Consider the following 23,580-nt stretch of genomic DNA (forward strand, 5'->3'; position numbering starts at 1 on the left):
AGGCCGGCGGTGAACTCCGGGCCGGTCCGCGCCGAGGTTTCCAGCGCCGCCGCCCGGGCCAGGGTACCGCCTAGCGGCGCAAGCGCCGGGCCGTTCCCGGCACCGGCCGCCGGGTCGGTTGGCAGGTCCAGGTCGGGAAAGGGGGCACAGGCGGCAAGCCCGCCCAGCAGGACAAGGATCATCAGGCGCATCGGGCCGACAATAGGGCCAGCCGGGCCCCGGGGGCAAGCGGCCCGGGCGGGTTTGTCCAATGCCGCGTCATGCTGTCAATAGGCCAGGGCTGTCCACCGGGGGCATCGCGTCGCGCCGGGGATCTCGACCGAATGTGGTGTCTGATGGGCATCTGAGGGCTTTTCGCCAGCGCGCGCGCGCGCTATGCCGACCCCCAGCGACAGGAGCCAGCCGTGACGGAAGACGCCCCCATTGCCGTTCTGCACGCGGCCCCCGGCCGCCGGGTCTTTGCCTATGCAGTCATGCTGGCACTGGGGGGACTGCTGATGCTGTCGGCGCTAACGCAGCCGCCGGCCCCGGGCTGGCAGGTCTTCCTGCTGGGCCTTGCCGGGGTCTCGCTGTTCGGGGCCGAGGCCCTCCGCCGGGCCACGCGCCCGGCCCTGTACCTGGACGGGGATGCCCTGCGCGACAGTGACGGCACCGTCCTGGCGCGGCTCGACGATGTGACCCGCGTCGAGCGGGGGGCCTTCGCCTTCAAACCCTCGAACGGTTTCGTGCTGCACCTGCGCGCGCCGCAGCCCCGCGCCTGGCACCCGGGTCTGTGGTGGCGCATGGGCCGGCGGCTGGGCGTGGGCGGGACGGTCTCGGCGGGGGCGTCGCGTTTCATGGCCGACCAGATCGCGCTGCGCCTGGCGACCCGGGGCGACTGAGGCTGACGCCGGGCGAACCTCGCCTGCGGCGGGGCCGGGGTCGGGTGGGAGCCGCCCGAAACAGGAAGTGTTCAGATTTCGGGCGAATCGGCGTTAGGGTCAATGCAAGACAACAAAAGATTGCCCCTGACCCCTGCAAGGAAGGTAGTCCCATGAACATCATGCCCCAGAACGAGCCGACATTCCGCGAAAGCGTGGATATCATGTACAACCGGGCAGTCGCCCTGATGGACCTGCCCCCGGGGCTGGAAGAAAAGATCAGGGTCTGCAACGCCACCTACACGGTCCGGTTCGGGGTGCGGTTGCGGGGCAAGGTCGAGACCTTCACCGGCTACCGGTCGGTGCATTCGGAGCACATGGAGCCGGTCAAGGGCGGAATCCGTTTTGCCCTTGCCGTGGACCAGGACGAGGTCGAGGCGCTGGCGGCGCTGATGACCTACAAGTGCGCGGTGGTCGAGGCCCCTTTCGGCGGGTCCAAGGGGGGGCTTTGCGTCGACCCCACCCATTGGGAAGAGCATGAGATGGAGCAGATCACCCGCCGCTTCGCCTATGAGCTGGCCAAGCGCGACCTCATCAATCCATCCCAGAACGTGCCCGCCCCGGATATGGGCACGGGCGAACGGGAAATGGCCTGGATCGCCGACCAGTATCGGCGCATGAACACCACCGACATCAACGCCGCCGCCTGTGTCACCGGCAAGCCGCCCCACGCCGGCGGCATCCAGGGCCGGGTCGAGGCGACGGGCCGCGGCGTGGAATATGCCCTGCGCGAGTTCTTCCGCGAACCCGAGGACGTGAAGAAAGCGGGCCTGTCGGGCACGCTCGACGGTAAGCGCGTGATCGTTCAGGGCCTGGGCAACGTTGGCTATCACGCCGCCAAGTTCCTGTCCGAGGAGGACGGCTGCAAGGTCATTGGCATCATCGAGCGCGACGGTGCGCTGTTCAACGAGGCCGGCATCGACGTCGAAACCGTGCGCCAGTGGATCGTCAAGCACGGCGGCGTCTCGAATTACCCCGATGCAACGCATCATGCCGACGGGTCCAGGGTGCTGGAAGCCGAATGCGACATCCTGGTGCCGGCGGCGCTGGAAGGGGTCATCAACCTGCAGAACGCCGCGCGCATCAAGGCGCCGCTTATCATCGAGGCGGCCAACGGTCCGATCACCGCGGGGGCCGACGATCTGCTGCGCGAGCGTGGCACGGTGGTCATCCCGGACCTTTACGCCAACGCGGGCGGTGTGACCGTGTCCTATTTCGAATGGGTCAAGAACCTCAGCCATATCCGCTTTGGCCGGATGCAGCGCCGTCAGGAAGAGGCCCGGCACGAGCTGATCGTGGCCGAACTTGAACGTCTGGACGTGACGCTCGGCGATGCCTGGTCGCTGTCACCGGATTTCAAGCGCCGCTACATGCGCGGCGCGGGCGAGCTCGAACTCGTGCGCTCGGGGCTGGACGACACCATGCGCGCCGCCTTCCAGGCCATGCGCGAAACCTGGCACGGGCGCAGCGACGTTCATGACCTGCGCACGGCCGGTTTCATCACCGCTATTGACCGGGTCGCCCAGAGCTACACGGCCAAGGGCCTCTGAGCGCGGCCGCGCTCCATGGTCCGGGGACGGGATCGCGCGGCCCTGCCGCCGGGCCGGGCCGCGATGAGGCCAAGGATAGTCGCGCGTTGGCCAGCCGGTGTCGCGCAGATCCAAGCCGCGCAGTGCCGGGCATTGAAACCTGCGGCTGCGCCCGCTTGACTGCGCGGGCGCAGGGAAAGGGCAAGCCATGGGCGTCTTGGGGGGCTATTCAGGGTTCCGCGTTCTCAGGGAAGGGCTGTTTGGCCAGAAGGGCTGGCGGCCCGTCTGGCGCGATCCCGAGCCCAAGCCGGACTACGACATCATCATCATCGGCGGTGGCGGGCACGGGCTTGCTACGGCCTTTTACCTCGCCCGCGAACACGGGCTGACAAACGTCGCCGTTCTGGAAAAGGGCTATATCGGCGGCGGCAACGTCGGCCGCAACACCACCATCGTGCGCGCCAACTATTTCCTGCCCGGCAATTCGGAATTCTACAGCCATTCGCTCAAGCTCTGGGAGGGGGTGGAGCAGGAGCTCAACTACAACGTCATGCACTCCCAGCGCGGCCTCATCAACCTGTTCCACTCTGATGGCCAGCGCGATGCCTTCGTCCGGCGCGGCAACGCCATGGTCAACCAGGGCGACGACGCCATCCTACTGGACCGTGATGGCGTGCGCGCGCATCTGCCCTACCTGGATTTCGACAACGGGCGCTTTCCCGTCTACGGCGGGCTTTATCATCCGCGCGGGGGCACGGCCCGGCACGACGCCGTCGCCTGGGGCTATGCCCGGGGGGCGGACCGGCGCGGCGTCGACCTGATCCAGAACTGCGAGGTCACGGGCATCGAAATCGAAGCCGGCCGCGTGCGCGGCGTGCAGACCACGCGCGGCGCGATCCGGGCGCGCAAGGTCGCCATCGTCACCGCGGGGCGCTCGGGACAGGTGGCGCAGATGGCCGGTATGCGCCTGCCAATCGAAAGCCACGTGTTGCAGGCCTTCGTGACCGAGGGACTGAAACCCGTCATCGACCAGGTTGTCAGTTTCGGCATGGGGCATTTCTACATCAGCCAGTCCGACAAGGGCGGGCTGGTCTTCGGCGGCGATCTGGATTTCTATGCCTCCTATGCCAGCCGGGGCAACCTGCCCATGGCCGAACACGTGATGGAGGCGGCGATGACCCTGATGCCCGTCATCGGCAAGGCCCGCGTGCTGCGCAGCTGGGGCGGGATCATGGACATGACGCCGGACGGCAGCCCGATCATCGACAAGACCGACACCGAGGGCCTCTTTCTCGATTGCGGCTGGTGCTATGGCGGCTTCAAGGCGGTGCCCGGCTCGGGCTTCGCGCTGGCGCATCTGATCGCGACGGGCCGGCACCACGCCCCGGCGGCGAAATTCCGGCTGGACCGGTTCCGCACCGGCCGCGGCCTGATGGACGAAGAGGGCACCGGCTCTCAGCACAACCTGCACTGAGGAGAGACGATGCGTATTCCTTGCCCCCTCTGCGGGACCCGCGACCGGCGCGAATTCACCTACCAGGGCGCCGCGGTGCTGCTCGACCGTCCGGCCCCCGATGCGGGCGACGCCGCCTGGGATGACTATCTGCACAACCGCGCCAACCCCTGCGGTGAAACCCGCGACCTGTGGTTTCACGAGGCCGGCTGCGGGGCCTGGCTGGTGGTGACGCGCGATACCGCCACGCACCAGGTCACGGGCGCCGAGCTGGCCGGGACGGTGGCGTCATGAGGATCGCGGACCGCGGGCTTCATCAGGGCACAACGTCCGTGCCCTTCACCTTCGACGGGGAACGGCTGACCGGGCGCGCGGGCGACACGCTGGCCGCCGCCCTGATCGCCAATGACAAGCGCGTCGTGGCCCGGTCCTTCAAGTATCACCGCCCGCGCGGCATCCTGACCGCAGGCTCCGAAGAGCCCAACGCGCTGGTGACGATCGGCCACGGCCCGCAGGCCGACCCCAACGTGCGCGCCACCGTGCAAGAGCTGTACGAGGGGCTGGAAGCGCGCAGCCAGAACGCCTATCCCTCTGTCGATTTCGACGTGATGGCGGTCAATGACCTGATGTCGCCCTTCCTGGGGGCGGGGTTCTATTACAAGACGTTCATGTGGCCGAAATCCTTCTGGGAAAAGCTCTACGAGCCGGTCATCCGCCGGGCCGCCGGGCTGGGCGCGCTGTCGGGGCTGCCCAACGCCGACACCTACGAAAAGGCCTTCGCCCATTGCGACGTGCTGGTGATCGGCGCGGGGCCGGCCGGGCTGATGGCCGCGCGCACGGCGGCCCGCGCCGGGGCCGATGTGATCCTGGCCGACGAGGATGCCCGCATGGGCGGTCGCCTTCTGGCCGAGACCGAAGAGGTGGACGGCCAGCCGGGCCATGCCTGGGCGTCCGACATGGTGTCCGAACTGGCGGAGATGGACAACGTCCGCCTGATGCCCCGCACCGCCGTGACCGGCGCCTATGATCAGGGCACCTACGGCGCGCTGGAACGGGTGGGCCAGCACCATCCGTTCCGGCCCGGCAAGCCGCTGGAATGTTTCTGGCGCATCGTGGCCCGCCGCGCGATTCTGTGCGCCGGGGCGCTGGAACGGCCCGTCGCCTTTCCCAACAACGACCGCCCCGGCATCATGATGGCGGGCGCCGTGCGCGCCTACCTCAACCGCTGGGGCGTGGTCGCGGGCCGCAAGGTCGCCGTCTTTGCCAACAACGACGGGGCGCACCGCACGGCGCTGGATCTGATGGCGGCGGGCGTGACGGTCTCGGCGGTGATCGACAGCCGGGCCGAGGCGCAGGCGCTCGGCGATTACAAGCTCTTCGCCGGGGCGCGGGTCATCGGCACCCGGGGCCGCAAGGGGCTGGAAAGCCTGTCGCTGCGCCAGGGCGACCGCACCCTGCGGATCGAGGCCGATTGCCTGGCCATGTCGGGCGGCTGGAACCCGTCGGTCCACCTGGCCTGTCACATGAACGGGCGGCCCGAATGGGACGCGGCCACGCTCAGCTTCCTGCCGCGGAGTGGCATGGTGCCGGGGATATCGGTCGCCGGGGCCGCGCGCGGGCAGTTTTCCACGGCCGCCTGCCTGGCCGATGGTGCCCGGGTGGCGGGGGAGGTGGCCGCCGAGTTGGGCCTGACGCCCGCTGACGCCAAGGTGCCGGACGCCGAGGACCGCCCCTATCGCATCGAAGAGCTCTGGGCGGTCGAGGGCCGGGGCCGCAAATGGCTCGATTTCCAGAACGACGTGCACGTCAAGGACGTGCGGCTCTCCGCGCAGGAGAACTTCCGCTCGGTCGAGCACATGAAGCGTTACACCACCCAGGGCATGGCCACCGACCAGGGCAAAAATTCCAACGTCGCCGCGCTGGCCGTGCTGGCCGATGCGACGGGGCGCAGCATCCCCGAAACCGGCACGACCACGTTCCGGCCCCCCTACACGCCGGTCTCCATCGCCGCGATGGGGGCGGGGGCGCAGGGTGAAGGCTTTGCCCCCAAACGCCTGACCACCAGCCACCACGCCAACTTCGATCGCGGCGCGCCCATGGTCGAGGCCGGCCTGTGGTATCGCCCCGGCTATTTCCCGAAACCCGGTGACCCGTCGTGGCAGGAGGCCTGCAACCGCGAGGTCACCACGGTCCGCACCGCCGTGGGGGTTTGCGACGTCTCCACCCTGGGCAAGATCGACATCCAGGGGCCAGATGCGGCGGCTCTCCTCGATTTCGTCTATGCCAACACCTTCAGCACGCTGAAGGTGGGTCGCGTCCGCTATGGCCTGATGCTGCGCGAGGATGGCCATGTCATGGACGATGGCACCACTGCGCGGCTGGGCGAAAATCACTTCGTGATGACCACGACCACCGCCGCGGCGGGGCTGGTCATGCGCCACCTGGAATGGGTCACCCAGGTGCTGCGGCCCGATCTGGACGTGGTCGTGACCAGCGCGACCGAGCAATGGGCGCAGTTCGCCGTGGCCGGGCCGCGGTCGCGTGAGTTGCTCAACGCGGTGGTCGATGGCGGCCTCGACCCCGAGGCCTGGCCCTTCATGGCCTGCGGTGCGGTCGGTGTGATGGGCGCGCCGGGGCGGCTGTTCCGCATCTCGTTTTCCGGCGAACACGCCTACGAGATCGCGGTGCCCGCCCGCTATGGCGCCGCGCTCTACCGCGTCCTGCTGGCCCAGGCCGAGGCGCTGGGCGGTGGGGCCTACGGGGTGGAAGCGCTCAACGTCCTGCGCATCGAAAAGGGCCATGTCACCCATGCCGAGATCCATGGCCGCACCACGGCCTTCGACATCGGCTTCGAGGGCATGGTCAGCAAGAAGAAGGATAGCCTGGGCTTTTCCGCCTCGCGCCGGCCGGGCCTTCTGGAGGAGAGCCGCGAACAACTGGTGGGCCTGAAACCCGTCGATCCGGCGGGCCGGCTGACAGCCGGGGCGCATCTGTTCGAGGACCACGCCCAACCCGTGCGCAGCAATGACCACGGCTATGTCACCAGCACCTGCCATTCGCCCACGCTGGGGCATGATCTGGCCCTGGGGTTTCTGGCCAATGGGCGTGCGCGGCATGGCGAGATCGTGAAACTGGTCGATCACCTGCGCGGGGTCACGACACAGGCGCGGGTCTGCGATCCGGTATTTTTCGACCAGGACGGAGGGCGCACCCGTGGATAACCTTGTCGCCCTTTCGCCCTGCGACGGGCTTTTGCCGCAGACCATCGGGGCGGTCTCGATCACCGAGGCAATGCCCGGCCCGATCACGGCCATACTGCCATTCAAGGGACAGGATGACGCGGTGAGCGAGGCCCTGCAATCGGCCCTGGGTGTGGGCTTTCCGGCCCCCGGGCGCAGCCATGCCAAGGGGGACGTGCGCACGCTCTGGGTCGGCCGGGGCGAGGCGCTGCTGAGGGGGGCAGACTGCCCCGACTTGCCGGGGGCCGCCTGCGTGGATCAGTCCGACGCCTGGGCCACCGTCGAGATCGCCGGCACGCCGGTCGAGCAGGTGCTGGCCCGGCTGGTCCCGGTGGACCTGCGCGCGGCGACGTTCGAGCCCGGCCACACGGCGAAGACCCTGCTGGGCCACATGACCGCGAGCGTGACGCGCACGGGGGCAAATGCCTTCGAAATCATGGTGTTCCGGTCCATGGCCGAAACCTTGGTCGAAGAGCTGACCCGCGCCGCCAACGCCGTTGCCGCCCGGGGCTGACGGGCAAGAATTTTCCAGAAAATTCTTCGCCCCCGTCAGCCGATGCGCGCCAGCACCGAGGCCTGTGTGACCTTGCCGATGGGCTGGCCAGCCTCGGCGACCGTCAGGCTGGGCGTCTCCTGCAGCCGGTCGATCAGGGCCGACAGTGGCATCTCGGCGTCCACCTCGGGCCCCTCGGCCCCCTCGATCATCACGTCGCGGGCGCGCAGCACGCCCAACGGGTTCATGTTGGCCACGAAATCGGCCACATAGGCGTTGGACGGGTTCGAGAATATCTCGCGCGGGGTGCCGCATTGGACGATGCGCCCGCCTTCCATGATGGCGATGCGGTTGCCGATCTTGAACGCCTCGTCCAGGTCGTGGCTGACGAAGATGATGGTCTTGCCCAGCCGTTTCTGAAGGTCCAGCAACTCGTCCTGCAACCGGGTCCGGATCAGCGGGTCGAGCGCCGAAAAGGGCTCGTCCATCAGCAGGATCGGCGCGTCAGTGGCAAATGCGCGGGCCAGGCCCACGCGCTGTTGCATGCCGCCCGATAGCTCTGCCACCAGGGCATCGGCCCGGTCGTCGAGTCCCACCAGCGACAGTTGCTCGGCGACCTTTGCGTACCGTCGGGCCGTGTCCATGCCGTCCAGTTCCAGGCCGAAGCCAACGTTGTCGCGCACGGTGCGCCAGGGCAGCAGGCCGAATTGCTGAAAGACCATGGCAATCTTCTTGCGCCGCAGACGGCGCAGGGTGGCCATGTCGGCATGGGTGACGCTGATCTTGTCGCCGTCTTCCTCGACCCGAACCTCGCCGCGCACCACCGGATTGAGCCCGTTCACCGCGCGCAAGAGCGTGGACTTGCCCGACCCGGACAGGCCCATCAGCACGAGGATCTCGCCCTCTTCCACGTCGATCGAGCAGTCATGCACCCCGAGGACCTGCCCCGTTTCCGTCTGGATCTCGCCACGCTCCTGGCCGGCGTCCATCAGGGGCAGGGCGCTTTCGGGGGCCTCGCCGAAGACGATCGAGACCCGGTCGAATTCCACGGCGCTCATTTGCGGTCCACCCTCAGCATCCTGTCCAGTATGATGGCCACGATCACGATCACCAGGCCGCTTTCAAAGCCCATGGCCGTGTCCACCGTGTTCAGCGCCCGCACCACCGGCACGCCCAGCCCGTCGGCCCCGACGAGGGCCGCGATGACGACCATGGACAGCGACAGCATGATGGTCTGGTTCAGCCCGGTCATGATCTGCGGCAGGGCGGAGGGCAGTTCGACCTTCCACAGCTTCTGCCGCGGGGTCGCGCCGAAGGCGTCGGCGGCTTCCAGCAGCGCCAGCGGGGTCGAGGCGATGCCCAGTTGCGTCAGACGGATGGGGGCGGGCACCACGAAAATCACCGTCGCCACAAGGCCCGGCACCATGCCGATGCCGAAAAACACGATGGCGGGGATCAGGTAGACGAAGGGCGGCAGCGTCTGCATCAGGTCCAGCACCGGGCGCATCCAGGCATAAAGGTGCGGACGGTGCGCGGCGGCAATCCCGATCGGAACGCCCACGGCCATGCAGACGACACAGGCCGATAGCACGAGGCTGAGGCTTTCGGCCGTTTCCTCCCAATAGCCCTGGTCAAGGATGAACAGAAATCCTAGCGCCACAAAGGCGGCAATCGTCAGACGACGTTGCAGAGCATAGACCAACACGACAAGACCCGCGACGATCACGAACGGATGGGTCGTCTGGTTCCAGAACGAGACATACGGTTCAAACCCGCGCCCGCCAATCCAGTTGGTTCCAGGCGGGCGCGACAGCAGTGCCAGCAGGAATTCGATCAATATTTCGACGCTTACTGAAAATCCGTCCAGAAACACTTGGGCCCCGTCGCGCACATACTCAAACCCTCGGCTGGCCGTTTCACCCACGGGCAACTTTTCATCGGTGAAGCCAAGTATCCGTTGGGGCAGCCATTTTAGAAACCACCACAGCGCAGGGATCAGCCACCACAGGAAATCCCAGGCGGCAACGATGCACCACCAAAAGGCATTGGCGATGGACACCACCGCATCAAGAAGACTGTTGAGAAAGGACATCTAGCCGCCCGTTGCAAATGGGCCGCCCCGGATGGGACGGCCCGTTCTGGATTACATGCCCAGGGCGGCCGAGACGGCCTCGGTGGCATCGCCGCCGTCGCGGGTCGTCACGCCGTCCAGCCAGCCCATGACGACATCGGGGTTGTCCGACATCCAGTCCATGGCGGCCTCGGTCGGGTCGGTGCCGTCATTGAGGATCGCGCCCATGATCTCGTTCTCCATGGCCAGCGTGAACTCGAGGTTGTTCAGGAAGGCCCCGAGGTTCGGGCAGGCCTCGGGATAGCCGGCGGTGGTGTTGGTATAGACCGTGGCGCCGCCGAGATCGGGGCCGAACCAGTCATCGCCGCCTTCCAGGTAGGTCATGTCGTAGTTGGCGTTCATCGGGTGGGGTTCCCAGCCCAGGAACACGATCGGTTCGTCGCGATCGCTTGCGCGGCCGACCTGGGCCAGCATCCCGGCCTCGGAGCTTTCGACGACATCGAAGTCCGCGTCGCCCAGCCCGAAGGCATTGTCGGCGATCATGTCCATGATCAGGCGGTTGCCGTCGTTGCCCGGCTCGATCCCGTAGATCTCGGCATCCAGCGCCTCGGCATTTTCGGCGATGCCGTCGAAACTGGTGATTCCCAGATCGGCCCCGGCGGCATTGGTGGCCAGGGTGTATTTCGCGCCTTCGAGGTTGGCGCGGATCGTGTCGACGGTGCCCGCCTCGCGGTAGGGGGCGATGTCGCCTTCCATGGTGGGCATCCAGTTGCCCAGGAAGACGTCGATATCGCCCTCGGCCAGCGAGGTGTAGGTCACCGGCACCGAGAGGAGCTTGGTCTCGGTGTCATAGCCCAGGGCCTCGAGCACGGCGGTTGTCGCGGCGGTGGTGGCGGTGATGTCCGTCCAGCCCACGTCCGAGAAGGTGACGGTGTCGCAGTCGGCCTGTGCGGTGGTGGCCGCCGTGGCCGCGCAGATCGCGATAATTGAAAGCGAGGATTTCATGGAAGTCTCCCTGTGTTGGTTGGCGTTTTCTTGATTGACGAGTCAATAAAGAACAAACTAGCTTGCGCAGTGCAAGTCGTTTCGAGGACAAGATGCCAAAGCTTGGGGCCGAGCCTACACGCAGAGAGGCGCTGGTAAAAGCCACCATCGCCGAGATCGGGGCCAGCGGCAGCCTTGACGTGACGGTGTCGCGCATCGCCCGGCGGGCGGGCATGTCCAGCGCGCTGGCGCATCACTACTTCGGCGGCAAGGAGGATATTTTCCTGGCGGCCATGCGCCATACGCTGACGGTCTACGGGGCCGAGGTGCGCGGCGCGCTGGTGATGGCCCCCGACCCGCGGGCGCGGCTCGAGGCGATCGTGCGCGCCAGTTTCTCGACATCGAATTTTCGCAAGGAAACCGTCGCATCCTGGATGAATTTCTATGTTCTTGCGCAGAGAAATGAAAGCGCCGGGCGGCTTCTGAGGGTTTATCGGCGGCGCCTGCGATCCAACCTGCTGCATGATCTGCGCCCGCTGATCGGCGCGGCCGCCCCGGCGGTGGCCGACCGTCTGGCGGCGCTGATCGACGGGCTCTACCTGCGGGTGGGGCTGCGCGAGGATGTCGATCTCGCCGATGAGGCGATCACGCTGGCGCTGGACCAGATCGACACCGAACTGAGGATACCCCAGGCCGGTTGAGCGGCGCGGGGGCCACGTTTCACAGGCAGAATCAATGACCGCCGAAAGGAGAGTCACATGATCGACCCGCAACCCAAGGGCAGCCATTTCATTGGCGGTGCCCATGTCGAGGATGGCAATGGCGCCGAGATCCCGGTGATCTACCCGGCAAGCGGCGCGCGCATCGCCACGGTTTATGCCGCCACCGACGCGGTGGTCGAACAGGCGCTGTCGGCCGCGAAACGGGCCCAGCGGGAATGGGCCGCCATGAGCGGCACCGAGCGGGGCCGCATTCTGCGTCGGGCCGCCGATATCATGCGCGACCGCAACCACGACCTGTCGGTATTGGAGACCCACGACACCGGCAAGCCGCTGCAGGAAACGCTGGTGGCCGATGCCACCAGCGGCGCCGATGCGCTGGAATATTTCGGCGGGCTGGCGGCCAGCCTGACCGGCGACTACATCCCGTTGGGCGCGGATTTCGTCTATACCCGGCGCGAGGCGCTGGGGGTCTGCGTGGGCCTCGGCGCCTGGAACTACCCCACCCAGATCGCCTGCTGGAAGGCCGCCCCGGCGCTGGCCTGCGGCAATGCGATGATCTTCAAGCCTTCGGAAACCACGCCGCTGTCGGCGCTGCAGGTCGCCGAGATCCTGCACGAGGCGGGCCTGCCCGAAGGGGTGTTCAACGTGATCCAGGGCCGTGCGCGGGTCGGGGCGCTTCTGGTCAATGACGCGCGGGTCGCGAAGGTCTCGCTGACCGGCTCGGTGCCCACCGGGCGCAAGGTCTATGCCATGGCCGCGGTGGGCATGAAGCATGTGACGATGGAACTGGGCGGCAAGTCGCCGCTGGTGATCTTCGATGATGCCGATCTGGAAAACGCCGTCAGCGGCGCGATCCTGGCCAATTTCTATTCCTCGGGGCAGATCTGTTCCAACGGCACGCGGGTCTTCGTGCACAGCGCCATCAAGGAGGCCTTCCTCAAGCGTCTGACCGAACGGCTGGAGGGCGTTCGGATGGGCGACCCGCTGGACCAGGCCGTCAACTACGGCCCGATGGTCAGCGCCGAGCAACTAGAGATTGTCGAGGGCTACATCGCCAAGGGCATCGCGGAGGGCGCGCGGCTGGTGGTCGGCGGCAAGCGGGTGGACCGCGCGGGGTATTACCTGGAACCCACCGTCTTTGCCGATGTCACCGACGACATGACCATCGCCCGCGAGGAGATCTTCGGCCCTGTCCTGTCGGTGCTGGATTTCGACACCGAGGAAGACGTTCTGGCGCGGGCCAATGACACCGAGTTCGGCCTGTCCGCCGGGGTTTTCACCCGCGATCTGTCGCGCGCGCACCGCGTGGCCGCCGGATTCGAAGCCGGGACCTGTTATATCAACAGCTACAACGACGCGCCGGTCGAGGCCCCGTTCGGCGGCACCAAGATGTCCGGCCTGGGCCGCGAGAACGCCCGCGACGCGATCGAACACTACAGCCAGAAAAAGTCCGTCTACGTCCGTATGGGCGATGTCGAGGCCCCGTTCTAGGAAAGAGACCCCCATGCAGGCTGACTACGTGATCGTCGGGGCCGGCTCGGCGGGCTGTGCCATGGCCTATCGGCTGGCCGAGGCCGGCAAATCCGTACTGGTGATCGAATACGGCGGCTCGGACGCCGGGCCCTTCATCAACATGCCCGGCGCGCTGTCCTTCCCGATGAACATGCGCCGCTATGACTGGGGGTTTCAGACCGAGCCCGAGCCGCACCTGGGCGGGCGGCGGCTGGCCTGTCCGCGCGGCAAGGTGATCGGCGGGTCGTCCTCGATCAACGGGATGATCTATGTCCGCGGCCACGCCCATGACTACGATCACTGGGCGGGCAGCGGCGCCGCGGGCTGGGGCTATGCCGATGTGCTGCCCTATTTCCGGCGGCTGGAGGACTGGCACGACGGCGGGCGCGGCGGTGACGCGGCCTGGCGCGGGCAGGGCGGACCGCTGCATGTCACGCGTGGGGCGGGCAAGAACCCCCTGGTCCAAGCCTTCATCGAGGCGGGCGCGCAGGCGGGCTATGAGCGGACCGACGACTACAACGGCGAAAAGCAGGAGGGCTTCGGCCCCTTCGAGGCAACGATCTGGCAGGGCAAGCGCTGGTCCGCGGCCTCGGCCTATCTGCGGCCTGCGCAGGCCACCGGGCGCTGCGATGTGGTCTCGGGGCTGGCGGCGAAGCTGGTGATCGAGGACGGGCGCGCGACGGGCGTCGCATTGACCGACGGGCGCGTGATTTCGGCCCGGGCCGAGGTGATCGTCGCCGCCTCGGCCATCAATTCACCCAAACTGCTGATGCTGTCGGGGATCGGCCCGGCGGCGCATCTGGCCGAGCACGGAATCGAGGTCGTGGCCGACCGCCCCGGTGTGGGCCAGAACCTGCAGGACCACCTGGAGCTTTACGTGCAGATGTCGGCCAAGGGCCGGGTCAGTCTTTACAAATACTGGAACCTGCTGGGCAAGGCCTGGGTCGGGGCGCGATGGCTGTTCGGCAAAAGCGGCCCCGGCGCCAGCAACCAGTTCGAAAGCTGCGGCTTCATCCGCAGCCGGGCGGGCATCGCCTATCCGGACATCCAGTTCCATTTCCTGCCGCTGGCCGTGCGCTATGACGGCAAGGGCGCGCGCGAGGGCTTTCAGGCCCATGTCGGGCCGATGCGGTCGAAGTCCCGCGGAGAGGTCACGCTGCGCTCGACCGATCCCGAAGCGGACCCGCGCATCTTTTTCAACTACATGTCCCACCCCGACGACTGGCAGGACTTCCGCACCTGCATCCGCCTGACCCGTGAAATCCTCGGCCAGGAGGCATTCGCGCCCTGGCGCGGCGAGGAACTGGTGCCGGGGCCCCAGGCGCAGGGGGATGCCGACCTGGATGCGGCGGTTCGCGACCACGCCGAAAGCGCCTATCACCCCTGCGGGACCTGCCGCATGGGCCGGGCCGATGATCCGGAGGCGGTGGTCGACCCGCAGGGCCGGGTGATCGGGGTCGCGGGGCTGCGCGTGGCCGACAGTTCGATCTTTCCGCGCATTCCCAACGGCAACCTCAACGCCCCGTCGATCATGGTGGGCGAAAAGATCGCCGATCATGTGCTGGGCCGCGGCCTGCCGCCCGCCAACGATCGCCCCTGGGTGCATCCCGATTGGGAGAATTCGCAGCGATAGGCGAATTCCTTTGATCCCTGTCAAAGTGCCGGGGGAGCACAGGCCCTAGCCTCGATCCGTAAAGTCGCGAACAGAAAAGGAAAAGACATGTCGCACACCCCTCACGAGCTGGCCGAGGAATTTCCCGAGCACGCCGAGACGATCCACAAGCTCAAGGTCGAGGACGCGCATTTCGCCAAGCTCTTCGACGACTACCACGAGGTCAACCGGGCGGTGCATCGTGCGGAAACGGACGTGGAGCCCACGGACGACCTGCACATGGCCGAGCTGCGCAAGCAGCGCCTGGCCCTGAAGGACGAAATCTGGACCGAGCTGCAGAAAGCCTGACGCCGGCCCTCGGGCCGGCAGTGTGGAAGGTCAGGCCTCTTCGCCGGGGCCTTCCACCTGGGCCTTGAAGTTCTCGAAGAAGGCATCGGCCATCTTGCGCGCGAACCCGCCCACGACACGGCTGCCCAGTTGCGCCAGCTTGCCGCCGACCTTGGCCGCGACCGCATAGGACAGCTCGGTGCCCGCGTCGACCGGTACCAGTGTCACGTCGGCCGACCCCTTGGCGAAGCCCGCGACACCGCCTTTGCCCTCGCCCACCAGGGTATAGCTTTCGGGGGCATTCATGTTTTCCAGCGTGACATGGCCCTTGAAGGTGGCCTTGACCGGCCCGACTTTCTGCTTGACCACGGCCTCGAACCCCTCCTCCGGGGTGCCGGTCAGATCTTCGCAGCCCGGGATGCAGGCCTTGAGCGTTTCGGCATCGTTGAGATGGGCCCAGACGGTGTCCCGGTCGGCCGCGATCACCTGTGTTCCGCTCAGTTCCATGGCGCACTCCTCCTGCGTTCTGCCCTGCCCATGTGTTCCGAAACGCGCGGCGGCGTCAATCGACCTTGCGCGTCAGTCAACCTGATAGGGCAGCATCCCGCGGTGGTTCGGATCGACGCGCAACTGACGCTCCAGCGGCGGGACCGAGCGTTGCGGGCAGTTGCGCCGTTCGCAGATGCGGCAGGAAATCCCGATGGGCTCGAAGGCCTCGCCGTGGTCGGTGGGCATGTCGTCGGCATAGGTCAGGGTGCCTGCATGCTTGACCTCGCAGCCCAGCCCGATGGCATAGCGCCGGGTCGGGATGCCCCAGGCGCCGCCGGGCTTGGACACATCGCGGGCCAGGCAGAAATAGCGCACCCCGTCCGGGGTCTCGGCCAGTTGCCGCAGCCAGCGGCCGGGGGTCTCGAAGGCGCGATGGACGTTCCACAGCGGGCAGGCCCCGCCGAAGCGGGCGAATTGCAGGGTCGTGGCCGAATGGCGCTTGGTGATCGTGCCAGCCTGATCCACGCGCACGAAGAAGAAGGGAATGCCCTTGGCGCCCGGGCGTTGCAGGGTGGACAGCCGATGCGCCACCTGTTCCAGCGAGGCGCCGAAGCGGTCGGCCAGGCGTTCGAGGTCGTGGCGCGTCTCCTGCGCGGCCTCAAGGAACGCGCGATAGGGCATCAGCGCCGCCCCGGCGAAATAGTTGGCCAGCCCGATCTTGGCGATCGACCGGGCCTGGTCGCTCTGGAAGCGGGCGAAATCCAGCGTCGCCTCCAGCAGCTTGTCCTGGTCGAGCAGGGCCAGTTGCAGCAGCATCTGGAACACCTGCGTGGCCGGCGCGGCGGTGCGGGCCAGCGTCAGCGTCCTGGTTTCGGCATCATAGCGGCGCAGCTCGGGGTCGCGGCTGCGGGTGATGGTGACGCCGTGGCGCGTCAGGGCCGCCTCGGCGGCGGCGGCGATGTCCGGCCCGGCGCGGGTGGCAAAGCCCTCGGCGGCGCGGTCGACCGCGTCGATGTAGTTGTCGCAATAATGGAAGAAATCGCGCACCTCTTCCCAGGGGCTGGGTTGCAGGCGGCTGTCCTCGCGGCCCAGGGCCTCGTCGAGGCTGGCCAGCCGTTCGTGGGTCTGGCGATAGGCGGTGTGCAGGTCGAGGAAGGCGCGGGCCAGCGCGGGTGCGTTCGAGGCGGCGAGCCGCAGGTCCGAGGGCGGCGGCGCGGCGCCGATGAAGACAGGGTCGGCCAGCGCCTCGCGCATGTCCGAGACCAGCCGCGCCTCGTCGCCCGATTGCAACTCGGTCACGTCGAAGTCGAACTCCTGCGCCAGCGCCAGAACGACGGTGGTCGAGACCGGGCGGTTGTTGTTCTCCATCTGATTGAGATAGGGCAGCGAGACGCCCAGTTTCTCGGCAAAGGCCTTTTGCGTCAGGCTGATGCGGCCGCGCAACTCGCGTAGCTTGGCCCCGGCATAGAGTTTCTGGGTGGTCATGGGCGCGCCTTTGCAGATTAGCTCGGGCTGAGCCTAGCCTTTGCAAACATGGCCCGCAATGCTCAGCGCATCATCCGCGCCGTGCGCCGCATGACCAGCCCGATCGTCACCATGGCCATCAGGGATGTGACGAACATGATCGCCTGCAGGGGCAGGGCGCCGGTCCGCTCGGTCAGCAGGGTGCCCGCCGCGGCCGAAAGCAGCGCGCCGCCCCCGATCATGATCGACCCGCCCAGCCCGCTGGCCGTGCCTGCCAGGTGCGGCCGCACGGAGAGCGATCCGGCGGTGGCATTGGGCAGCATCAGGCCGTTGCCCAGCCCCAGCGCGGTGCAAAAGCCGAAAAACAGCAGCGGATGCACAAAGCCCAAGAGCGTCAGGACCATGGACAGCCCCATGCCCGCGCTGGCCACGCCGGTGCCGATCAGGATCATCCGGTCGATCCCCAGCGCCACGGAGTAACGGCCCGACAGGCCGTTGCCCAGCGCATAGCCGATGGCCGGCGAGCCCAGCGCGATCCCCGTCCAGAAGGGGCTGAGGCCGAAAACCTCCCCGGCCACGAAAGAGGCCCCGCCCAGCAGCGCGAAGAAGGCGCCCGATCCGAAGGCCGCGCAAGCCACGTAGCCCCAGAACCGCGGCGAGGTCAGAAGCTCGGGATAGGTGCGCATCTGTGCGCGGAAATCCATGCCTGATCCGGCCACGGTCTCGCCCAGGTCATAATAGGCCAGGGCCAGTACCCCAAGCCCCGCCAGCGCGAGGAAAACGAAAGAGGCGTGCCAGTCGAAGGCCTGGTCCAGCGCCCCGCCGATGGCCGGGCCGATCATCGGCACCAACGCCATGCCCATGGTGACATAGCCGATCATCGAAGCGGCCTGTTCGTCGGGCACCATGTCGCGCACCACCGCCCGCGACAGCACCATCGTGGTGACAACGGCCGCCTGCAGCAGGCGGAAGGCCAGAAAGACCTCGACCGTCGGCGCCATCACCGCGCCCAGGGTGGCCAGCACGAAGATTGTCAGCGCCCCCAGCACCATTGGGCGCCGCCCGAACCGGTCGGCCAGCGGGCCGATGGCGATCTGAAGCACCGCGGTGGCGGCCAGATAGCCCGAGACGGCCAGCTGCATCACCGCGTACTCCGTGCCGAAATAAATCGTCATGCCGTTCAGCGACGGCAGGAAGATCGACATGTTGAGCGCGGCGATACCGGCCAGCAGGATCAGCGTGACAAGGTGGGGCGCGGTCCGGCGATCGAGAAACCGGACGGTGGGCTTTGTGGTCATCCTGCCCAGCTAGGCGGTTTCGTGGGGGCTGTCCATGCACAGCCATGCGGCGATTGATGCACAGGGCGCCGCAGGGGGATGGAATTCGCAGATTTGCTGAAATCTGCCATGGCAAATCTTGAGATTTGCAAATTTGCCAATCGGGACTCGGGTTTTGCCCGGCACCCGGATAGAAGAGGGCAATCAAGGCGAGGGACAACACGCATGACCGACATTCTCCAGCAACTGGAAGACCGCCGCGAGGCCGCCCGCCTGGGCGGTGGCCAGAAGCGGATCGACGCCCAGCATGCCAAGGGCAAGCTGACCGCGCGCGAACGCATGGAACTGCTGCTCGACGAGGGCAGCTTCGAAGAATACGACATGTTCGTCGCCCATCGCTGCATCGACTTCGGCATGCAGGACAATCGGCCCTACGGCGATGGCGTGGTTACTGGCTGGGGCACGATCAACGGCCGGCAGGTCTATGTCTTCAGTCAGGATTTCACGGTGCTGGGCGGGTCGGTTTCGGCGACCCACGCCCAGAAGATCTGCAAGATCATGGACATGGCCATGCAGAATGGCGCGCCGGTCATCGGCATCAACGACTCGGGCGGTGCCCGCATCCAGGAAGGGGTCGACAGCCTTGCCGGCTACGGCGAGGTCTTCCAGCGCAACATCGAGGCCTCGGGCGTGGTGCCGCAGATCAGCGTCATCATGGGACCCTGCGCCGGTGGTGCGGTCTATTCCCCGGCCATGACCGATTTCATCTTCATGGTGAAGGACAGTTCCTACATGTTCGTGACCGGACCGGATGTGGTCAAGACCGTGACGAACGAGCAGGTGACGGCCGAGGAACTGGGCGGTGCGGGCACCCATACCAAGAAATCGAGCGTCGCCGACGCCGCCTTTGACAACGATGTCGAAGCCCTGGCCGAGGTGCGCCGCCTCGTCGATTTCCTGCCGCTGAACAACCAGGAAAAGCCGCCCCGGCGGCCCTTCTTCGACGACGTGGATCGCATCGAGGACAGCCTGGACACGCTGGTGCCGGAAAACCCGAACATGCCCTATGACATGAAAGAGCTGATCCACAAGATCGGCGACGAGGGCGATTTCTACGAGATCCAGGAGGATTTTGCCAAGAACATCATCACCGGGTTCATCCGTCTTGAAGGCCAGACAGTGGGTGTCGTGGCGAATCAGCCCATGGTTCTGGCCGGCTGCCTGGACATCGACAGCAGCCGCAAGGCCGCGCGTTTCGTGCGGTTTTGCGATGCCTTCGAGATTCCGCTGCTGACCCTCGTCGATGTGCCCGGCTTCCTGCCCGGGACGGGCCAGGAATATCGCGGCGTCATCAAGCACGGCGCCAAGCTGCTGTTTGCCTATGGCGAGGCGACCGTGCCCAAGGTCACCGTCATCACCCGCAAGGCCTATGGCGGAGCCTATGTCGTCATGAGTTCCAAGCACCTGCGCGGGGATATCAACTATGCCTGGCCCACCTCCGAGGTGGCGGTGATGGGCGCCAAGGGCGCGACCGAGATCCTCTATCGCTCGGAACTGGGCGACGAGGCGAAGATCGCGGCGCGCACCTCGGAATACGAGGACCGTTTCGCCAACCCCTTCGTGGCGGCCGAACGCGGGTTCATCGACGAGGTGATCCAGCCCCGCTCGACCCGCAAGCGGCTGTGCCGGGCCTTTGCCGGGCTGCGTAGCAAGCAGCGCAAGATGCCCTGGAAAAAACACGACAACATCCCGCTGTGAGCCGACGCGGGGCAGGGGGTTCTGCCCCCGTCGCGCAAGCGCGACGCCCCCGCGGTATTTTCGACCCAAAGACGCCAGGTAGCCTGTTGATGATCCGCCCGTTCCTGTCCGCACTCATGCTCGTGGCCGCCCCGGCGGTGGCTGCGCAGGATGTCGCGGTGCCCTCGGGCCAGCCGCTGGAGTTGATGGAACTGCGGCTTGACGAAGCGCAGGATATGGCCCGGTTCCGGTTCCTTGCGCCCGAGCTGGCGGCGCGCAGCTTTGCCGAGGTGGCCGATGATTTCGCGGTGCTCTGCGCCGATTTCGCCCGCCCGGCGCTGGACGCCGAGGGGATCGCGGTGGAGAAGGTGGTGATCTCGCTGTCGGCGCAGAAGGTGCCCTTCGGGGAGCCCGCGCCGGATGTCACGCAGTTTTTCGAGGTGTTCCGGCTCTCGAACACTGACTGTATCTGGGAGTATTTCTGATGCACCGCCGCGATCTTTCCCTGCGATCGTCACGGGATGTCCGTCGTGTGGCGGCCCGCGCACAGGGCCCGGCCCCGCGCCTGATCACGACAGGGGGCGCGTGATGGAAAAGCACCGTGGCTTTCCCAGTCGCTTGCCCAGGACGGACTACCAGTTCACCCTGCGTCGCCCGGCCAAGGGTACGCCGCCCGCGCTGAAGCGCCGCGAGCGCTACGCCGACCGCAGACCCCCGGACCGCAAGGCCGACGCGGGCTTTCTCTGGGCGCTGATCGAGCATTTCGGCGAGGCCCCCTTCGTGCGCGGAAACCTGGATGCGGGCCGGATCAACTGGCTGTTCGGGCGCGAGATTGTCCCGGCGGAAGACCCCTTCGACCCCGAAAGCTACGACGCCCTGCTGCGGGTCGATATCGCGGCGGCCCGGGCCGCTTTTCCCGAGATATTCGAGCCTGGGTGGGCGCCATGATCGGCGGGTTCTGGCGCAAGAAGACACAATCCCGGCGGGAAACGGCCGACCGTGCCCGCCTCGCGATTGCGGGTGGTGACCGGCCGCTTGGGGCGTGGCAGGTTGTCGGTGCGGGTGGCCCCCAACCGCCCGCGTATTGTCAAGACTGTGACCCTTCCCCGTGCCGGTTCGATCGCCTCGCGATCGGGCCGGCACCCCTTTGCCGCAGTGCAATGATGTCGGCGGGGCGACTCCGCCCATCCTCGGCAGGCTGTCAGTTTCCATTTGCCATGCGGCCCCGAAGCGCGGAAGCTGGGCGGTGCAGGATCAACCAAGAAAAAGGCAGTATCCCATGTTCAAATTTCGTCTCGTTCTCGCCTGTGCGGCGGTCGCGGGCCTCTCGGCTTGTCTCGACAATGATCTCGAACGCGGGCTCGCCGGGGCCGCGGGGGGCGCGGTTGTCGTCGATGCCCTCGGTGGCGACCCTGTCACCGGCGCGATCGTCGGCGGCGCCGGCGGGGCGCTTTGCGACGAATTCACGACCGCTTGCCGCTGACCTGACCGCGCCCGTTCAAGGCGCCCGATCTTTTCCGACCGCCGTTCCGGGTGCCCCCCGGGGCGGCGGTCTTGCTTTTGAAGGACCCTAGCCATGTTCAAGAAAATCCTGATCGCAAACCGGGGCGAGATCGCCTGCCGCGTCATCAAGTCCGCCCGCCGCATGGGGATCGCCACCGTCGCCATCTATTCGGATGCGGACAAGCATGCGCTGCACGTCCGGATGGCCGACGAGGCGGTGCATATCGGCCCGGCGCCGGCAAACCAGTCCTATATCGTGATCGAGAACGTCATGCGCGCGGTCCGAGAAACCGGGGCCGAAGCGGTGCATCCGGGCTATGGCTTCCTGTCGGAGAACGCGAAATTCGCCAAGGCCCTGGCGGCCGAGGGTGTCGCCTTCATCGGGCCGCCCGAGGGCGCGATCGAGGCCATGGGCGACAAGATCACCTCCAAGAAACTGGCACAGGAGGCGGGGGTCAGCACCGTGCCTGGTGTCATGGGCCTGATCGAGGATGCCGAAGAGGCGGTGAAGATCAGCCAGGAAATCGGCTATCCGGTCATGATCAAGGCCAGCGCCGGGGGTGGCGGCAAGGGCATGCGCATCGCCTGGACCGACGACGAGGCGCGCGAGGGCTTCCAGTCCTCCAAGAGCGAGGCGTCCAGTTCCTTTGGCGACGACCGCATCTTCATCGAGAAATTCGTCACCCAGCCGCGCCACATCGAGATCCAGGTGCTGTGCGACCAGCACGGCAACGGCATCTACCTGGGCGAGCGGGAATGCAGCATCCAGCGCCGCAATCAGAAGGTCATCGAAGAGGCGCCCAGCCCCTTCCTCGACGAAGCCACCCGTAAGGCCATGGGCGAACAGGCCGTCGCCCTGGCCCAGGCGGTGGACTACGCCAGCGCGGGCACGGTGGAATTCATCGTCGATGGCGACAAGAACTTCTATTTCCTGGAAATGAACACGCGCCTGCAGGTGGAACACCCGGTGACCGAGCTGATCACCGGCGTGGACCTTGTCGAACAGATGATCCGGGTCGCGGGGGGCGAGGTGCTGCAACTGGCCCAGGACGACATCACGCTCAATGGCTGGGCCATGGAAAGCCGGCTCTATGCCGAGGACCCCTATCGCGGTTTCCTGCCCTCGATCGGGCGGCTGACCCGCTATCGCCCGCCCGAGGAGGTCTCGGAGGCCAAGCGCGCCGTGCGCAACGACACCGGCGTGTTCGAGGGCGGCGAGATTTCCATGTATTACGACCCGATGATCGCCAAGCTCTGCACCTGGGCGCCGGACCGCGACACGGCGATCGAGGAGATGCGTATCGCGCTGGACAGTTTCGAGGTCGAGGGGATCGGCCACAACATCCCCTTTCTGGCCGCGGTCTATGACCATCCGAAATTCACCAGCGGCAAGATGACCACCGCCTTCATCGCCGAGGAATACCCCGAGGGTTTCGAGGGTGTGACCCTTCCCGACAGCGAGCTGGGTCGCGTCGCCGCAGCGGCGGTGGCCATGTACCGGGTCTGCGAGATCCGACGCGCGCGCATCTCGGGGCGCATGGGCAACCATGAACGCCAGGTCGGAGAGGACTGGGTCGTGACCCTGCAGGGCAAGGCCCTGGAGGCCGGCGTCTCGGCCGACCGCGCGGGCGCGGATGTGACCGTCGCGGACAGGACCTACCGGGTCGAGGGGGATTGGGCCCCGGGGCAGTCTCTCGCGCGGATGAGGGTGGACGGCGCGCCGCTGGTGCTCAAGACCGAGCTGATCTCGGCCGGGTTCCGCCTGCGCTATCGCGGGGCGGACCTGCGGGTGAACGTGCGCACCCCGCGCCAGGCCGACCTGGCGGCCCTGATGCCCGAGAAGCTGCCGCCGGACACCTCCAGGATGCTGCTCTGCCCGATGCCCGGCATGATCATGACGGTCGATGTCGAAATCGGCCAGGAGGTGCAAGAGGGCCAGGCGCTCTGCACCGTGGAGGCCATGAAGATGGAGAACATCCTGCGTGCCGAGCGGGCCGGGATCGTGGCGCGGATCAACGCCGGGGCGGGTGACAGCCTGGCGGTGGATGACGTGATCATGGAGTTCGAGTAACCCCATGTCGCGTCGCGCCCATATCGCGCTGGTCTACCTGCTGGCCTATGTGGCCGGGGTGGGAACCGCTTTCGCCGTGATGCGGGTTCAGGCCGGGGCTGGGCCGATGCCGCCGGGGCCGTGGCTGCTGGCCGCGCCCGTGGCCGGCCTGGCCGCCTTTGCCACCGTTTTCGGGCT

General features: G+C 67.0%; 22 protein-coding genes. 15 read left to right on the forward strand and 7 right to left on the reverse strand.

The annotated features are described in order from the left end of the window. Positions 1-191: hypothetical protein (locus ACH107_RS16630; protein ID WP_412506809.1), on the reverse strand; the 191-nt coding region annotated here is incomplete at its 3' end. A 213-nt stretch (positions 192-404) separates the two neighbouring features. Here ACH107_RS16630 and ACH107_RS16635 point away from each other — a divergent pair. The 6 genes from ACH107_RS16635 to ACH107_RS16660 all read left to right on the forward strand — a co-directional run bounded on the left by ACH107_RS16635 (position 405) and on the right by ACH107_RS16660 (position 7,655). Continuing rightward, the gene (locus ACH107_RS16635) at positions 405-881 is read left to right on the forward strand and encodes a hypothetical protein (RefSeq protein ID WP_310690612.1); all 477 of its coding nucleotides are present in this window, start codon (positions 405-407) and stop codon (positions 879-881) included. A 152-nt stretch (positions 882-1,033) separates the two neighbouring features. Continuing rightward, a complete protein-coding gene (locus tag ACH107_RS16640) occupies positions 1,034-2,470 on the forward strand; it encodes a Glu/Leu/Phe/Val dehydrogenase (RefSeq protein ID WP_310690613.1) in 1,437 nt (478 codons plus the stop codon). 187 nt (positions 2,471-2,657) lie between these two features. Beyond that, positions 2,658-3,923: a sarcosine oxidase subunit beta family protein gene (locus ACH107_RS16645; protein ID WP_412506810.1), complete on the forward strand. Its 1,266-nt coding sequence runs from the start codon at positions 2,658-2,660 to the stop codon at positions 3,921-3,923. A gap of 9 nt (positions 3,924-3,932) precedes the next feature. Beyond that, positions 3,933-4,196: a sarcosine oxidase subunit delta gene (locus ACH107_RS16650; protein ID WP_310690615.1), complete on the forward strand. Its 264-nt coding sequence runs from the start codon at positions 3,933-3,935 to the stop codon at positions 4,194-4,196. Further along, positions 4,193-7,123 (forward strand): sarcosine oxidase subunit alpha family protein, encoded by a 2,931-nt coding sequence (locus ACH107_RS16655; protein WP_412506811.1) that lies wholly within the window; start codon positions 4,193-4,195, stop codon positions 7,121-7,123. Before ACH107_RS16650 ends, ACH107_RS16655 begins: the two co-directional genes overlap by 4 nt. After that, positions 7,116-7,655: a sarcosine oxidase subunit gamma gene (locus ACH107_RS16660; protein WP_412506812.1), complete on the forward strand. Its 540-nt coding sequence runs from the start codon at positions 7,116-7,118 to the stop codon at positions 7,653-7,655. The genes ACH107_RS16655 and ACH107_RS16660 overlap by 8 nt, the downstream gene beginning before the upstream one ends. A gap of 35 nt (positions 7,656-7,690) precedes the next feature. On the opposite strand, the gene choV is transcribed toward ACH107_RS16660, so the two are convergent. From choV to choX, 3 genes are read right to left on the reverse strand one after another with little or no spacing between them, the layout of a single operon-like run. After that, positions 7,691-8,692, reverse strand: a complete 1,002-nt coding sequence (choV, locus tag ACH107_RS16665) for a choline ABC transporter ATP-binding protein (RefSeq protein ID WP_412506813.1) — start codon at positions 8,690-8,692, stop codon at positions 7,691-7,693. Next, positions 8,689-9,726, reverse strand: coding sequence for a choline ABC transporter permease subunit (choW, locus tag ACH107_RS16670; RefSeq protein WP_310690619.1), 1,038 nt, complete (start codon positions 9,724-9,726; stop codon positions 8,689-8,691). The genes choV and choW overlap by 4 nt, the downstream gene beginning before the upstream one ends. 51 nt (positions 9,727-9,777) lie before the next feature. Next, positions 9,778-10,710, reverse strand: a complete 933-nt coding sequence (gene choX / locus ACH107_RS16675; protein ID WP_310690620.1) for a choline ABC transporter substrate-binding protein — start codon at positions 10,708-10,710, stop codon at positions 9,778-9,780. Positions 10,711-10,802: 92 nt separating this feature from the next. Here choX and betI point away from each other — a divergent pair, with 92 nt between their 5' ends. The 4 genes from betI to ACH107_RS16695 all read left to right on the forward strand — a co-directional run bounded on the left by betI (position 10,803) and on the right by ACH107_RS16695 (position 14,883). After that, on the forward strand, positions 10,803-11,390 hold the full coding sequence (gene betI / locus ACH107_RS16680) for a choline-responsive transcriptional repressor BetI (RefSeq protein ID WP_412506814.1): 588 nt from the start codon (positions 10,803-10,805) through the stop codon (positions 11,388-11,390). 57 nt (positions 11,391-11,447) lie between these two features. Beyond that, on the forward strand, positions 11,448-12,902 hold the full coding sequence (gene betB / locus ACH107_RS16685) for a betaine-aldehyde dehydrogenase (protein ID WP_310690622.1): 1,455 nt from the start codon (positions 11,448-11,450) through the stop codon (positions 12,900-12,902). A 13-nt stretch (positions 12,903-12,915) separates the two neighbouring features. Next, positions 12,916-14,556, forward strand: coding sequence for a choline dehydrogenase (gene betA / locus ACH107_RS16690; protein ID WP_412506815.1), 1,641 nt, complete (start codon positions 12,916-12,918; stop codon positions 14,554-14,556). An 87-nt stretch (positions 14,557-14,643) separates the two neighbouring features. Then, the gene (locus ACH107_RS16695) at positions 14,644-14,883 is read left to right on the forward strand and encodes a YdcH family protein (protein ID WP_310690624.1); all 240 of its coding nucleotides are present in this window, start codon (positions 14,644-14,646) and stop codon (positions 14,881-14,883) included. Between the two features lie 30 nt (positions 14,884-14,913). Here the strand turns inward: ACH107_RS16695 and ACH107_RS16700 are convergent, their stop codons facing one another. The 3 genes from ACH107_RS16700 to ACH107_RS16710 form a co-directional block, all read right to left on the reverse strand. Next, on the reverse strand, positions 14,914-15,369 hold the full coding sequence (locus ACH107_RS16700; protein WP_310690625.1) for a carbon monoxide dehydrogenase subunit G: 456 nt from the start codon (positions 15,367-15,369) through the stop codon (positions 14,914-14,916). Positions 15,370-15,441: 72 nt separating this feature from the next. Next, positions 15,442-16,836, reverse strand: coding sequence for a helix-turn-helix domain-containing protein (locus tag ACH107_RS16705; RefSeq protein ID WP_412506816.1), 1,395 nt, complete (start codon positions 16,834-16,836; stop codon positions 15,442-15,444). A 62-nt stretch (positions 16,837-16,898) separates the two neighbouring features. After that, complete coding sequence (locus ACH107_RS16710; RefSeq protein WP_412506817.1) at positions 16,899-18,113, reverse strand: multidrug effflux MFS transporter; 1,215 nt, start codon at positions 18,111-18,113, stop codon at positions 16,899-16,901. A gap of 204 nt (positions 18,114-18,317) precedes the next feature. Here ACH107_RS16710 and ACH107_RS16715 point away from each other — a divergent pair, with 204 nt between their 5' ends. The 5 genes from ACH107_RS16715 (at position 18,318) to ACH107_RS16735 (ending at position 23,403) form a co-directional block, all read left to right on the forward strand. Then, entirely contained in the window at positions 18,318-19,850 is a 1,533-nt protein-coding gene (locus tag ACH107_RS16715) for an acyl-CoA carboxylase subunit beta (RefSeq protein WP_412506818.1), read from the forward strand. A gap of 89 nt (positions 19,851-19,939) precedes the next feature. Beyond that, the gene (locus ACH107_RS16720) at positions 19,940-20,314 is read left to right on the forward strand and encodes a DUF6497 family protein (RefSeq protein ID WP_412506819.1); all 375 of its coding nucleotides are present in this window, start codon (positions 19,940-19,942) and stop codon (positions 20,312-20,314) included. Positions 20,315-20,417: 103 nt separating this feature from the next. Continuing rightward, complete coding sequence (locus ACH107_RS16725) at positions 20,418-20,777, forward strand: hypothetical protein (RefSeq protein ID WP_412506820.1); 360 nt, start codon at positions 20,418-20,420, stop codon at positions 20,775-20,777. Between the two features lie 331 nt (positions 20,778-21,108). Beyond that, complete coding sequence (locus ACH107_RS16730) at positions 21,109-21,312, forward strand: hypothetical protein (protein WP_310690631.1); 204 nt, start codon at positions 21,109-21,111, stop codon at positions 21,310-21,312. A gap of 93 nt (positions 21,313-21,405) precedes the next feature. Further along, positions 21,406-23,403, forward strand: coding sequence for an acetyl/propionyl/methylcrotonyl-CoA carboxylase subunit alpha (locus ACH107_RS16735; RefSeq protein ID WP_310690632.1), 1,998 nt, complete (start codon positions 21,406-21,408; stop codon positions 23,401-23,403). Positions 23,404-23,580: the final 177 nt, after the last annotated feature.

Source organism: Roseovarius halophilus (ex Wu et al. 2025), from assembly GCF_047086965.1.

Coding starts and splice junctions, on each gene's coding strand:
- ACH107_RS16640 (WP_310690613.1), top strand. CDS start 1,034: ATGAACATCATGCCCCAGAACGAGCCGACATTCCGCGAAAGCGTGGAT.
- ACH107_RS16645 (WP_412506810.1), top strand. CDS start 2,658: ATGGGCGTCTTGGGGGGCTATTCAGGGTTCCGCGTTCTCAGGGAAGGG.
- ACH107_RS16650 (WP_310690615.1), top strand. CDS start 3,933: ATGCGTATTCCTTGCCCCCTCTGCGGGACCCGCGACCGGCGCGAATTC.
- ACH107_RS16655 (WP_412506811.1), top strand. CDS start 4,193: ATGAGGATCGCGGACCGCGGGCTTCATCAGGGCACAACGTCCGTGCCC.
- choV (WP_412506813.1), bottom strand. CDS start 8,692: ATGAGCGCCGTGGAATTCGACCGGGTCTCGATCGTCTTCGGCGAGGCC.
- choW (WP_310690619.1), bottom strand. CDS start 9,726: ATGTCCTTTCTCAACAGTCTTCTTGATGCGGTGGTGTCCATCGCCAAT.
- choX (WP_310690620.1), bottom strand. CDS start 10,710: ATGAAATCCTCGCTTTCAATTATCGCGATCTGCGCGGCCACGGCGGCC.
- betI (WP_412506814.1), top strand. CDS start 10,803: ATGCCAAAGCTTGGGGCCGAGCCTACACGCAGAGAGGCGCTGGTAAAA.
- betB (WP_310690622.1), top strand. CDS start 11,448: ATGATCGACCCGCAACCCAAGGGCAGCCATTTCATTGGCGGTGCCCAT.
- betA (WP_412506815.1), top strand. CDS start 12,916: ATGCAGGCTGACTACGTGATCGTCGGGGCCGGCTCGGCGGGCTGTGCC.
- ACH107_RS16695 (WP_310690624.1), top strand. CDS start 14,644: ATGTCGCACACCCCTCACGAGCTGGCCGAGGAATTTCCCGAGCACGCC.
- ACH107_RS16700 (WP_310690625.1), bottom strand. CDS start 15,369: ATGGAACTGAGCGGAACACAGGTGATCGCGGCCGACCGGGACACCGTC.
- ACH107_RS16705 (WP_412506816.1), bottom strand. CDS start 16,836: ATGACCACCCAGAAACTCTATGCCGGGGCCAAGCTACGCGAGTTGCGC.
- ACH107_RS16710 (WP_412506817.1), bottom strand. CDS start 18,113: ATGACCACAAAGCCCACCGTCCGGTTTCTCGATCGCCGGACCGCGCCC.
- ACH107_RS16715 (WP_412506818.1), top strand. CDS start 18,318: ATGACCGACATTCTCCAGCAACTGGAAGACCGCCGCGAGGCCGCCCGC.
- ACH107_RS16720 (WP_412506819.1), top strand. CDS start 19,940: ATGATCCGCCCGTTCCTGTCCGCACTCATGCTCGTGGCCGCCCCGGCG.
- ACH107_RS16725 (WP_412506820.1), top strand. CDS start 20,418: ATGGAAAAGCACCGTGGCTTTCCCAGTCGCTTGCCCAGGACGGACTAC.
- ACH107_RS16730 (WP_310690631.1), top strand. CDS start 21,109: ATGTTCAAATTTCGTCTCGTTCTCGCCTGTGCGGCGGTCGCGGGCCTC.
- ACH107_RS16735 (WP_310690632.1), top strand. CDS start 21,406: ATGTTCAAGAAAATCCTGATCGCAAACCGGGGCGAGATCGCCTGCCGC.